This window comes from Vibrio sp. CDRSL-10 TSBA (assembly GCA_039696685.1).
In the GTDB taxonomy this organism is placed as follows: Bacteria; Pseudomonadota; Gammaproteobacteria; order Enterobacterales; family Vibrionaceae; genus Vibrio.
This window is the reverse complement of record CP155566.1, coordinates 2,897,608-2,910,933: the sequence shown is the minus strand read 5'-3', so window position 1 is coordinate 2,910,933 and position 13,326 is coordinate 2,897,608. Positions and strand designations below refer to the sequence as shown.

4 protein-coding genes and 6 pseudogenes are annotated in these 13,326 nt (G+C 53.1%); 8 read left to right on the top strand and 2 right to left on the bottom strand.

The genetic code is table 11. From position 1 onward, the window contains the following. Positions 1-87 precede the first annotated feature (87 nt). Positions 88-2,933: pseudogene (glnE, locus tag ABDK09_21185) on the top strand (bifunctional [glutamate--ammonia ligase]-adenylyl-L-tyrosine phosphorylase/[glutamate--ammonia-ligase] adenylyltransferase). A 50-nt stretch (positions 2,934-2,983) separates the two neighbouring features. Beyond that, positions 2,984-4,415, top strand: a pseudogene (gene hldE / locus ABDK09_21180) (bifunctional D-glycero-beta-D-manno-heptose-7-phosphate kinase/D-glycero-beta-D-manno-heptose 1-phosphate adenylyltransferase HldE). A 148-nt stretch (positions 4,416-4,563) separates the two neighbouring features. Here hldE and tolC read toward each other — a convergent pair. Beyond that, a pseudogene (tolC, locus tag ABDK09_21175) lies at positions 4,564-5,881 on the bottom strand (outer membrane channel protein TolC). Between the two features lie 233 nt (positions 5,882-6,114). Here tolC and nudF point away from each other — a divergent pair. The 6 genes and pseudogenes from nudF (at position 6,115) to parC (ending at position 12,988) form a co-directional block, all read left to right on the top strand. Next, on the top strand, positions 6,115-6,744 hold the full coding sequence (nudF, locus tag ABDK09_21170) for an ADP-ribose diphosphatase (protein ID XAW89268.1): 630 nt from the start codon (positions 6,115-6,117) through the stop codon (positions 6,742-6,744). Further along, entirely contained in the window at positions 6,732-7,181 is a 450-nt protein-coding gene (locus ABDK09_21165; GenBank protein XAW89267.1) for a DUF1249 family protein, read from the top strand. The genes nudF and ABDK09_21165 overlap by 13 nt, the downstream gene beginning before the upstream one ends. Positions 7,182-7,204: 23 nt before the next feature. Then, a pseudogene (cpdA, locus tag ABDK09_21160) lies at positions 7,205-8,021 on the top strand (3',5'-cyclic-AMP phosphodiesterase). A 1-nt stretch (position 8,022) separates the two neighbouring features. After that, positions 8,023-8,610 carry an esterase YqiA gene (gene yqiA, locus ABDK09_21155; GenBank protein XAW89266.1) on the top strand — a complete coding sequence of 196 codons (588 nt, stop codon included), beginning with the start codon at positions 8,023-8,025 and terminating at the stop codon, positions 8,608-8,610. Between the two features lie 212 nt (positions 8,611-8,822). Continuing rightward, positions 8,823-10,711 (top strand): annotated as a pseudogene (gene parE, locus ABDK09_21150) (DNA topoisomerase IV subunit B). Positions 10,712-10,713: 2 nt separating this feature from the next. Beyond that, a pseudogene (parC, locus tag ABDK09_21145) lies at positions 10,714-12,988 on the top strand (DNA topoisomerase IV subunit A). Positions 12,989-13,117: 129 nt separating this feature from the next. Here the strand turns inward: parC and yacG are convergent. Further along, a complete protein-coding gene (gene yacG, locus ABDK09_21140; GenBank protein XAW89265.1) occupies positions 13,118-13,315 on the bottom strand; it encodes a DNA gyrase inhibitor YacG in 198 nt (65 codons plus the stop codon). Between the last annotated feature and the right edge of the window lie 11 nt (positions 13,316-13,326).

The window sequence follows — 13,326 nt, the reverse complement described above, 5'->3', positions numbered from 1 at the left end:
CTAGAGCCATTGTTTTGCGCTTTACGCACGGCGTGTCCTGCCTTTTATCACGCAGCGAGTCGCCGTCACAGATCACAAGGATGAATCATGCAATTGCCGCCCAAGCTTGAGGCTCATGCCGAGCACCAGTATCAACAGCTGCTTCAGCAAACGCCGGAAGTGTCCGAGTGGAGCCCTGAGCTGACTCAACAGCTCAAAGCCGTGCTCGGCTTTAGCCAGTTTGTGGCTGATACTCTGCTGCGTGATAGCGCGTTATGCCTGCAACTGCCAACGCTGCTCAGTGAAGCGCAGCGCGCTGAGCATTATCGGCCCCGTTTGCAGGCTCTGCTCAGTGAATGCCATGATGAGACCAGCGGCCAGCGCGTACTGCGTCAGTTTCGTAACCGGGAAATGGTGGTGATTGCCTGGCGCGATTTTCTCAGTCAATGGAGCCTGGATGAGAGTCTGGAGCATTTGTCGCAGTTAGCTGAAGCGCTGATTTTTGAAACTTATCAGTGGCAGTACGATATTTGTTGTCGTGAGTGGGGCACACCGTGTAATGCAGCCGGTGAAGCACAGCCGATGCTGATTATCGGCATGGGTAAACTGGGCGGCAAAGAGCTCAATTTCTCTTCTGATATCGATCTTATCTTTACCTATCCGGAAAACGGGGAGACCCAGGGCGCGCGCCGTTCGATTGCCAATGCCCAGTTTTTCACCCGTCTTGGCCAGCGTATTATCAAGATGCTGGATCAGCAGACCTTTGACGGTTTCTGTTACCGGGTCGACATGCGTTTACGTCCGTTTGGTGAAAGTGGCCCGCTGGTGATGAGCTACGCCGCTCTGGAAGATTACTATCAGGAGCAGGGACGAGACTGGGAACGCTACGCCATGGTCAAAGCCCGGGTGATGGGGCGCGAAATGTATTCCCAGTATCAGGAAACTGCGCCAGATGCTGCGTCCGTTTGTGTTTCGTCGTTACATCGATTTCAGCGCAATTCAGTCACTGCGCCGCATGAAGTCGATGATCAAAAGCGAGGTGCGCCGTCGCGGGCTGAGTAACAACATCAAGCTGGGTGCCGGTGGTATCCGCGAAGTGGAGTTTATTGCTCAGGTGTTTCAGCTCATTCGTGGCGGCCGCGAGCCGGCCCTGCGTCATCGCGGTTTATTGGAAACCCTGCAGGCCATTGGTGAATTGCAGCTGCTTGGTGAACCGGAAGTACAGCAGCTGACCGAAGCCTACCGTTTTCTGCGCCGGCTGGAGAACCTGCTCCAGGCCCTGGCGGATAAACAGACTCAAACGCTGCCGGATAAGGCCGATGATCAGCTGCGCCTCGCGGTAGCGATGGGCTTTGCCTCCTGGCAACTGCTGCTGGATGAAGTGCAGCTGCAGATGAGCCGTGTCCATGCGGTGTTCAGCGACTTGATCGGTGAAGAAGAGGACGAAGAAGATAACTTGGCGGCTCATTTCCATGAATTGTGGGATATGGCCAATCATCCGGAAGTGATCCCCCTGATTGTCGAGCAGGATCTGGCCCGCTCTGAGCCGGCCAGTGTCGCCGCTACGTTAATCCAGTTTAAACAGGATCTGGATAAGCGCACCCTGGGGCCGCGCGGCCGTGAAGTGCTTAACCGGCTGATGCCCAAAGTTTACCAGGCAATATTTGCTCACCCGGATGCCGAATTCGGTCTGGCGCGGGTGCTGACTTTGCTGCGCAGTATTGCAACCCGTACCACCTATCTGGAACTGCTCGATGAGCATCCGGCAGCTCTGACCCAACTGGTGCGGCTGTGTACCGCCAGTCCGATGATTTCCGAACAACTGGCGCGTTATCCGATTCTGCTTGATGAGCTGATTGACCCGCAGCATTTGTATAACCCGATTGCGCTCGATGCCTATAAAACGGAGCTGCGTGATTTCCTCGCCCGGATTCCGGAAGACGATATGGAGCAGCAGATGGAGGCGCTGCGTCAGTTCAAGCAGATCTGTATTCTTAAGATTGCAGCCGCTGACATTGCTGATGTGTTGCCGGTGATGAAAGTGAGTGATCACTTAACCTATCTGGCCGAAGCGATTGTTGAGGCGGTGATTCATCAGGCTTGGCTCCAGGTCAGCGCGAAATATGGCGAACCAACCCATCTCAGTGAGCGTGACGGTAAAGGTTTTGCTGTGGTCGGCTATGGTAAGGTCGGTGGCTGGGAGCTGGGCTACAACTCAGATCTCGACATTGTATTTTTGCATGACTGTCCGGTTGATGTTTACACCGACGGCGTCAAAGAGATCGATGGTCGTCAGTTCTATCTGCGTCTCGCTCAGCGTGTGATTCATATTTTCTCCACCCGCACAGCGTCCGGCATTCTGTATGAAGTCGATACCCGTTTACGTCCGTCCGGCGCTTCCGGCCTGCTGGTCAGCCCGGTTGATGCGTTTGAAGAGTATCAGCGTCAGGATGCCTGGACCTGGGAGCATCAGGCTTTGGTCAGAGCGCGGATGATTTACGGTGACACACCGCTGCAGCAGGCGTTTCGCGGCCACGCGGCATGCGATATTGTCGCTGCCGCGTGATGAAGCGACGTTGAAGCAGCAGGTGGTCGAGATGCGCCAGAAAATGCGCGATCACCTCGGGGGTAAGAAGCCGGGCCGCTTTATGCTCAAGCAGGATGCCGGCGGCATCACCGACATTGAGTTCCTGGCCCAGTATCTGGTGCTGCGCTACAGCCATGATAAGCCCAAGCTGACGCGCTGGTCGGATAATGTGCGTATTTTTGAATCCCTGCTCAATCAAGGTGTGCTGGATGAAAGTCAGGCACAGGTGCTGACTCAGGCTTACACCAGCATGCGTGATCAGATCCATCATCGTAACTTGCTGAATCAGGATGCGGATGTCAGTGAAAGTAAATTTGTGGCAGAGCGCGATTGGGTAACACGGGTTTGGGCGCAGTGGCTTCTTTAGTTGGCACAGTGTGATAAACTTCGCCCAGTGATAAATATTGGAGATCCATAATGAAACCAATCCTACCTGACTACAGTGACGCTGGGGTATTAATCATTGGTGATGTGATGCTGGACCGCTATTGGCATGGTCCGGCAGGTCGTATCTCACCAGAGGCGCCAGTGCCGGTAGTAAAAGTAGAACATAACGAAGAGCGTCCGGGTGGGGCAGCAAACGTGGCGATGAATATCGCATCACTCGGCGGTCAGGCGCATATTATTGGTTTAACAGGCATGGATGAACCGGCTCAGGTGCTGGCAGATAAACTGACCGCCCTGAAAGTGAACTGTGATTTTGTTGCATTGCCGGACTATCCGACCATCACCAAGCTGCGTGTCCTGAGCCGTGGGCAGCAGTTGATTCGTCTCGACTTTGAAGACAAATTTGAAAATACCGATGCGGAGCTGATCCTGTCACGCATGGACAACACTTTGGCCAGCGTCAATGCCGTTATCCTGTCCGATTACGCCAAAGGCGCGCTCGAGCATGTGCAGCGGTTTATCCAGCGTGCCCGTGCTGCCGGTGTGCCGGTGTTTATCGATCCTAAGGGCGCTGATTTTGAACGTTACCGCGGCGCGACTCTTTTGACCCCGAACATGGCTGAATTCGAGCAGGTGGTGGGTAAAGTCAAATCGAATGAAGATCTGGTGGAAAAAGGCTTAGGTCTGATTGAACAGTTTGACCTGGATGCATTGCTGGTTACGCGCAGTGAACATGGTATGACGCTGCTGCGTCGCGGCATGGCGCCGTTCCATCTGCCGACTCAGGCCAAAGAAGTGTATGACGTGACGGGTGCCGGCGATACGGTCATCTCTGTTTCTGGCCGCATCAGTAGCCGCCGGTAAGGCGCTGGATGAAGCGTGTGCCCTGGCCAACGCTGCAGCCGGTGTGGTGGTCGGTAAACTGGGTACGTCAACCGTTTCTACTATTGAACTGGCTGAAGCCGTGCATGGCAGCAAAGATACTGACTACGGCGTGATTGAAGAAAACGCGCTGATCGCGGCAGTGAAAAAAGCCCAGGCGCGGGGTGAAAAAGTGGTGATGACCAATGGCTGCTTTGACATTCTGCATGCTGGCCATGTCTCTTATCTTAACCATGCCGCTGAACTTGGCGATCGCCTGATTGTGGCCGTCAACACCGATGATTCGGTCAAACGTCTCAAGGGTCCGGCGCGTCCGGTAAACCCGACCGAACGTCGTATGGCGGTACTGGCAGGTTTAGGTGCGGTCGACTGGGTGGTGCCGTTTAGCGAAGATACTCCGCAGCGTCTGATTTCTCAGGTGTTGCCGGATCTTCTGGTCAAAGGCGGCGATTACCAGCCGGAAGAGATTGCCGGTGGTAAAGAAGTGATTGCGGCGGGCGGTGAAGTGAAAGTGCTCAACTTTGAAGATGGCTGCTCCACTTCAGAAATCATCGCAGCGATCAAAGGCGGACGCGGCTGACGGCCGAATCTGTCAGATTGGCATTGATCTTGTCAGACTGACATTGATCGATGCAACCTTGGCCCGGCATGCCGGGCCAAAATAAAAAGGGCTCATCTGAGCCCTTTTTTGATCGCTTTGTACCGGCTTAGTGGGCCGGTAAGCCTGCTTATTTGATTGCTTTCAGACCAGCATTGACGTCAATTACGTCTTGCTCGCTCAGTACACCGACAGCCTGGCGCAGTTGCAGTACGCTCAGGATGTAGTTGTAACGTGCATCTGACAGGTTGCGTTTAACGTTGTACAGAGTACGGGTCGCATCCAGTACGTCTACAATGGTACGGGTACCGACATCAAAACCGGCTTCGGTCGCATCCAGAGCGGACTGAGCAGAAATCACAGACTGCTCATACGCGCGAATCGAACCGATAGCGGCATTGATGTTGTTGTTTGATGCACGGACATCGGTCACGACGCCACGGTAAGTGGCTTCCAGATCCTGACTGGCTGAGACGTATTGGTATTGCGCCTGTTTAGTCAGAGACGTGGTGTTACCACCGGTGTACAGCGGTACGTTGAGGTTAACGCCGATATTGAAATCGTTGTTTCTCGTGGTACGCATCGTAGCTGCTGTAATTATCATTGTACTCACGGCTATAGTTATAACCGCCGTCCAGGGTCAGCGTCGGCAAGTGGCCGGCACTGGCAAGGTCGATGTTATCTTTGGCTACGTCCTGAGCAATACGTGCTGACAGCAGTGACAGGTTTTTCTCCTGCGCCTGTTCAAGCAGAGTATTCATTGATTCTGCCGTACGGCTGGTTGAGAAACGCGCGGTATCCAGGATGCTCAGGTTAGTGTGCTCCTGACCGGTAATTTCACGCAGTGCTTCGTAGCTGTTGATCAGGTCATTGTTTGCCAGCACTTCATCGGCCAGCACGGTGTCATATTGCGCCTGAGCATCATGTACGTCGGTAATTGCCGACAAGCCCACTTCAAAACGTTGTTTGGTTTGTTCAAGCTGACGGCCAACCGCGGCTTTCTCGGCGCGTACAAACTCCAGAGTATCCTGGGCGCTGAGCACGTCGAAGTAAGCTTGTGCCACCCGCAGAATCAGGCTTTGCTGCGCGTCTGCATACTGAGCGTCGGCCTGACGGGCTTGCTTCTCAGTAGTGTCCAGAGAAATCCAGCTGGAACGGTTGTACAGTTGTTGTGAAAAACCTACGCCGGCGGTCAGGCTGTCGCTGTCACGTGCATCAACATCGCTGCGGTTCAGGTTGTAACCCGCGGTCAGATTAATCTGAGGTAGCAGTGAGCTACGACTGGAGTTAATCGCTTCAAAGGCTGAATCACGTTGTGCCGCTGCACTCAGCAGTTGAGGATCGTTCTGTTTTGCTTGGTCGTAAATTTGCGCAAGGTCGTCAGCGAGTACAGAGGTACTCAGGCTGCCTAACGTTGCACTAATCAAAAAAGGAAGCAGTTTTTTCATTGGTCCTATTCCTGCCTGAATATGAAAGGAGTTACGCTCACGAGAGTGTAACCCAAATTGCTGGTATTTCACTCGAAACTTTGCACTTTTTACACTTAGCTGTCCAATTGTGCAATAAAAATCGCTTGCCGACTTAACTATGAGTACAATTTTTGTATAAAAAGTTGAGCAATGTCCTTGGAAGTAAGAAAAATTCATGAGTAAACTATAAGATTGATTAAGAGAGGTTACTAATGCAACAGTCTGACCAGCCACAGGGAGCATTTACGCCCGATGACGTTGACGTTGTCTCACGTGAGACACTGTTCCAAGGATTTTTCCGAATGGTGAAGTATCGGTTCAAGCATCGATTATTTCAAGGCGGATGGAGTCCGGTCATTGAAAGGGAAATGTTTGAGCGTGGCCATGCGGCTGCTATGTTACCGTATGATCCGGTTCGCGACCAGGTGGTAATTATTGAGCAGATCCGGGTGGGTGCATTAGAACATTCCCAGCCATGGCAACTGGAAATCGTCGCCGGCATCATTGATCGCGACGAGAGCGCCGAACAGGTGGTGCGGCGCGAAGCAGAGGAAGAAGCTGGGATCTCGGTCAAAAGAATTGAAACCATTACGTCGTACTATCCGTCAGCCGGGGGATGTTCTGAAAAACTGGATGTCTACGTAGGTGAAGTCGATGCTTCACTGGCCGGTGGCGTACATGGTTTAGACTATGAAGGTGAAGATATCAAAGTGCATGTGATGAGCCGCACGCAGGCGTACCAGCTGGTGCGTGAGGGCCGGATTGAAAACGGTGCCTCGATCATCGCACTGCAATGGTTGGAGTTAAACTACGAGCAGTTGCAAACGAAATGGCACAATTGACAGCATTAAAAAAGACGTATCATGTTGATTTACCAGAACTGATGCGGACTTATGAAACGAACTACGCCAAGTTGAACGCCTTGCTGCCCGCGCAGCCGGACGTCGGTGACGTGCGCTGTTACCAGGCCGCTCACCAGGCTTACCAGTTGCAAGTGCTGGAGGTCACAAAGTACACAACTTTGGTGGAGATCTGTCAAAGTGATGATATCTCAATATTTCCATTACCAACCATGTCTGTCAGGCTGTACCACGATGCTCGCGTCGCAGAAGTGCTGACCACAGATAAACTTGTCCGGGTGCAGGCCAAATATGACTACCCGAACGAGAAAATGTTGCAAAAAGATGAGAAAGCACAAATTAACCGTTTTCTGGGCGATTGGCTGACCTTTTGTCTCAAGCGAGGTATCAGCCGTGCTCCCATCAACATTAATCAATAGCATTAGGTTTATAGACTTTGAACGTGTCGCCCAGTTTAGATAATTCCGACAGCATAAAGCTGGTTCAGATTACAGATACGCACCTTTTTGCGCCCGATGATGGCAGCTTGCTGAGCGTTAATACTGCCGACAGCTTTCGTGCTGTGGTGGCGGAAATTATCGCGCAAAAGGTCGAGTTTGATGCCATTCTGGCTACCGGGGATATTTCCCAGGATCACAGCACTGAATCCTACCTGCGTTTTACTCAGGGCATCGCGCCACTGGGTAAAACCTGTTTCTGGCTACCGGGGAATCATGATTACAAACCGAACATGAATACGGTTCCGCCCGTATCACAGGTGCATGCGGTCGAGCATGTGTTGCTGGGCCATCATTGGCAGATGATTTTGCTGGATTCACAGGTAGTGGGTGTGCCGCATGGCCGTCTCAGCGATCAGCAGCTTGCGTTGCTGGACAGCAAACTGAGCGCCCATCCGGACCGTTTTACTCTGGTTTTACTTCATCATCATCCATTACTGGTGGGTAGTGCCTGGCTGGATCAACATACTCTGAAAGACAGTCATCTGTTTCTGGCAGGTGGTTGAGCGTCACCGCAATGTGAAAGCAGTGCTGTGCGGGCATGTCCATCAGGATATGGATCGCAGGCATCTGGGCGTACGGGTGATGGCGACACCATCCACTTGTGTGCAGTTCAAACCGAACTCGGATGATTTTGCCGTTGATCAGCGCCCGCCGGGCTGGCGTGAACTAGAGCTGCATGCCAATGGTGAAGTGACAACTCAGGTTAAACGCCTGGCGCAGGGGGTATTTTTGCCGGACTTCACTTCAGGTGGTTACTGATATGAGTCAACGTCCGTCATTGCTGATGTACATCCACGGTTTTAACAGCTCACCGTTGTCGCATAAAGCGCAGGTTATGGCGAATTATTGTGCGACGCAGCGCCCTGACATCAAAGTCGTGGTGCCTGAGTTGCCATGCTTTCCGCACCAGGCGGCGCAGCATCTGCTGCAAGTGGTGGAGCAGTATCGTCACGACTATCAGATTGGCCTGGTCGGCAGCTCTCTGGGCGGCTATTTTTCTACCTGGCTCAATCAGCAGTTCGGGTTTCGAGCCGTGCTGGTTAATCCGGCGGTACGCCCGTATGAGCTGCTGGTGGATTTTCTTGGTGAGCAGGAGAATATGTACACCAAGCAGCGTTACGTGCTGACCGAAGCCCACATTGATGAACTGAAGGCTTTGGACGTCGCGACTCTGCGTCAGCCGCAGGATTTCTGGCTGCTGCAGCAAACTGAAGATGAAGTGCTGGATTATCGCCAGGCCGTGGCAAAATTTCACGCTGCCAAACAGACCGTGGAGCCGGGCGGCGACCACAGTTTTGTCGATTTTGAGCGTTACCCGGCGCAAATCCTCCAATTCTTAAATCTCTGATCTTTTCATTGAGGGAAGAGTCATAATTTTACTTGATACTTACTGATGTCGCTTGACATCAGTAAGCCTCTTCCAGACTATGTTTCCTTTGGACTTTTCTTATTTATAACGCTGGAAAATGCGGCAAATAGCCGGTCATTTCATCAAAAATCCAGCGTTCACAAATGAGTTGTAAAGTTACGAATCATTTATCGATAAAAGCATTCCGTATTATGACTGAACAATATAATGCTGGAGCCATTGAGGTTTCTTAATGGCTTAGAACCAGTACGTCGCAGACCTGGGATGTATACGGAGACCACGCGCCCGAACCACCTTGGGCAGGAAGTCATTGACAACAGTGTTGATGAAGCGTTGGCCGGATATGCCTCTAAGGTACAAGTGATCCTGCATGCCGATCAATCGCTGGAAGTGATTGATGACGGTCGTGGTATGCCGGTGGATATTCACCCGGAAGAGAAAGTGTCCGGGGTTGAGCTCATCATGAGCAAACTTCACGCCGGTGGTAAGTTTTCCAACAAAAACTATCAGTTCTCCGGTGGCCTGCACGGGGTAGGGATCTCGGTAGTGAACGCCCTGTCCAAACGGGTGGAAGTCACCGTGCGCCGTGACGGCCAGGTGTATGAAATTGCGTTTGAACATGGTGATAAAGTCTCTGATCTGACGGTCACCGGCACCTGTGGCCGCCGCAACCGTGGTACCAGTGTCCACTTCTGGCCGGATGCCAAGTATTTTGACTCGGCTAATTTCTCCGTCACCCGCCTGATTAATAATCTGCGCGCTAAAGCGGTGCTGTGTCCAGGGCTGGAAATTACTTTCAGCGACAAGGTGAACAACAACGAACACCGCTGGTTTTATGAAGACGGGCTGAAGGATTATCTGGCGGATGCGGTGAAAGGCTATCCGCTGATGCCGGAGCAGCCGTTTACCGGCGAATTCAAAGCGGAAACCGAAGCGGCAACCTGGGCGGTGATCTGGCTGCCGGAAGGTGGCGAGCTGACCACAGAAAGTTACGTTAACCTGATCCCGACCGCACAGGGCGGTACGCATGTCAACGGCCTGCGTCAGGGTCTGCTGGATGCGATGCGTGAGTTCTGTGAATTCCGCAACCTGCTGCCTCGCGGTGTTAAGCTGACCGGTGAGGATGTGTTTGATCGCTGTGCTTATGTGTTGTCGATCAAAATGCAGGATCCGCAGTTTGCCGGCCAGACCAAAGAGCGACTTTCATCGCGTCAAAGCGCTTCGTTTGTTTCGGGAGTGGTGAAAGATGCGTTCAGCCTGTGGCTGAACGAAAAGCCGCAACTGGCGGAGCAGCTGGCGGAAGTGTGCATTGCTAATGCTCATCGCCGCATGCGTGCCAGCAAGAAAGTTGTGCGTAAGAAAGTCGCCTCAGGTCCGGCCTTACCAGGCAAACTGACCGACTGTTCCCAGCAGGATCTCAGCCGTACCGAACTCTTCCTGGTGGAAGGTGACTCGGCCGGCGGCAGTGCCAAACAGGCGCGAGATCGTGAGTTCCAGGCCATCATGCCGCTGCGCGGTAAAATTCTCAATACCTGGGAAGTGTCTGCTGATCAGGTGCTGGCATCACAGGAAGTGCACGATATCTCCGTCGCGCTGGGGATTGATCCGGACAACGACAATCTGGAAGCGCTGCGTTACGGTAAAGTGTGCATTCTGGCCGATGCGGACTCGGATGGTCTGCATATTGCGACCCTGCTGTGCGCGCTGTTTACTCGTCATTTCCCGGCCCTGGTTCGTGCCGGTCACGTCTATGTGGCGATGCCGCCGCTGTACCGGATTGACTGTGGTAAAGAGGTGTTTTATGCCCTGGATGATGATGAGAAAAATGCCATCCTGGAGCGGCTAAAAAACAAGAAAGCCAAGATCAACGTGCAGCGCTTTAAAGGTCTGGGTGAGATGAACCCGCTGCAGCTGCGTGAAACCACCATGGATCCGAACACACGCCGTCTGGTGCAACTGACCATAGACGATGATAAAGCGACAGAAGAGATGATGGACATGTTACTGGGCAAGAAGCGCGCGGATGACCGCCGTAACTGGCTGCAGAAACTATGGCGATCAGGCTGAGGTCGAGGTTTAACCATGTCGAACGAAATTACTTATGATGGCGTTGAGCAGCTGCCGCTGCGCAAGTTCACTGAAGACGCTTATCTGAACTACTCCATGTACGTAATCATGGACCGGGCGTTGCCGTACATCGGTGACGGCCTCAAGCCGGTGCAGCGTCGTATTATTTATGCGATGTCTGAGCTGGGCTTATCCGCTGCGGCGAAATACAAGAAATCGGCGCGTACCGTCGGTGACGTGCTGGGTAAATATCACCCGCACGGTGACTCGGCCTGTTATGAAGCCATGGTACTGATGGCGCAGCCGTTCTCTTACCGTTACCCGCTGGTTGACGGTCAGGGCAACTGGGGTGCGCCGGATGATCCGAAGTCGTTCGCGGCGATGCGTTACACCGAAGCTAAATTATCAAAGTTTGCCGAAGTTCTGCTTAGCGAACTGGGACAGGGCACGGTCGAGTGGCAGCCGAACTTTGACGGCACCATGAAAGAACCGAAAATGCTGCCGGCGCGCCTGCCGCATATTCTGCTCAATGGCGTGACTGGTATCGCGGTTGGTATGGCAACTGATATCCCGCCGCACAACGTACGTGAGGTGGCGGATGCCACCATTCACCTGATTGATAACCCGAAAGCATCGCTGCCGGATCTGATGCAGTATGTGAAAGGACCGGATTATCCGACCGAAGCGGAGATCATCTCACCGCAGGCCGATCTGGAAAAAGTGTACCGTACCGGTCGCGGCAGTATCAAAATGCGTGCGGTGTGGCACAAAGAGAGCTCGGATATTGTGATTACCGCGCTGCCGCACCAGGTTTCCGGCGCCAAGCTGCTTGAGCAGATCGCCAACCAGATGCGCGCCAAGAAACTGCCGATGGTGGAAGATCTGCGTGACGAGTCGGATCATGAAAACCCGACCCGGATCGTGATCGTGCCGCGTTCTAACCGGGTGGATTGCGATACGCTGATGAATCACCTGTTTGCTTCGACCGATCTGGAGCGAAGCTACCGGGTTAACCTGAACATGATTGGCCTCGACAGCCGTCCGCAGGTTAAAGGTCTGGTGACGATTCTGAATGAATGGATTCAGTTTCGTCGTGAAACGGTGCGTGCCCGTCTGCAACACCGTCTTGATAAAGTGCTGGCCCGTCTGCACATCCTGGAAGGTTTGCTGGTCGCTTACCTCAATCTGGATGAAGTGATTGAAATCATCCGTAATGAGGATGATCCGAAAGCTGTGCTGATGGCGCGTTTTGGCATTACCGAGATTCAGGCTGATGCGATTCTCGATACCAAACTGCGTCATCTGGCTAAGCTGGAAGAGATGAAAATCCGCGGCGAACAGGATGAGCTGGAAAAAGAGCGTAACAAGCTTGAAGAGCTGCTCGGCTCCGAGCGTCGCCTTAACACTTTGCTCAAGAAAGAACTCAAAGCCGATGCCGAGAAATACGGTGATGACCGTCGCTCGCCGCTGGTGGAACGTGAAGAAGCTAAAGCGCTGACTGAACGTGACCTGATGCCAAGTGAAGCCATCACGGTCGTGTTGTCTGAAAAAGGCTGGATTCGCCACGCCAAAGGACATGATGTTGATGGTGAAAGCCTCAACTATAAAGCGGGCGACAACTATCTGGCACAAGCCAGTGGTAAGAGTAACCAGCCGGCTGTATTTCTTGGCAGTGACGGGCGCAGCTACTCGCTTGAGTCGCATACCTTGCCATCAGCACGCGGCCAGGGCGAACCGATCACCGGTCGCCTGAATGTGGCACCGGGCACCACGATCCGTCAGGTGATCATGGGTGAAGAAGAGCAGCTGTGGCTGGTCGGTTCCGATGCCGGTTACGGTTTCGTGTGTAAAGGTACCGATCTGTTGTCGAAGAACCGCAGTGGTAAAGCACTGGTTAATCTGCCGGAGAAACTCGGAGATCATGGCGCCGCAGGTGGTCAACGATCTCGATAATGATGAGATCCTGGCGATCACCAACCAGGGCCGGATGTTGCTGTTCCCGATTAAAGATCTGCCGCAACTGAGCAAAGGTAAGGGCAATAAGATCATCAATATTCCGGCCGCGAAAGCTAAGGCCCGGGAAGAGGTGGTCTCACATCTGATGGCCTTGCCGAAAGATGTCACCATTACCCTGTATGCCGGTAAGCGTAAGTTGGGACTTAAGCCTGCTGATCTGGAAAATTACCGCGGTGAACGTGGTCGTCGTGGCGGTCTGTTGCCACGTGGTCTGCAGCGCGTGACCCGGATCGATCTGGACTCCGGCACAGCAGACAGCTCGGAAGAAGAGTAATTTTATCCCGGCCGCTCGTTCAGTCCGTGTGGCTGCAGGTCGGGTGAGTTTGACAACGAGTTGCTGATAAAAAACAAGCCCCGCATTGGCGGGGCTTGTTTTTTATACCTGATTAACCATTGCTTTGGTTTAGTACTGGTCTTCGGACCAGCCGTCACTGTCGGACATGTCCGGAGCACCGGGAATGGATTTTTCTTCATCGGCCCATTCACCAAAATCAATCATCTGGCATTTCTTGCTGCAGAACGGACGGTGCGGGCTTTGCTCTCCCCACTCAACACTTTCGCCACATTGCGGGCACTTTACCACTGTGGGTTTCTTTGACATCTTGTATCCTG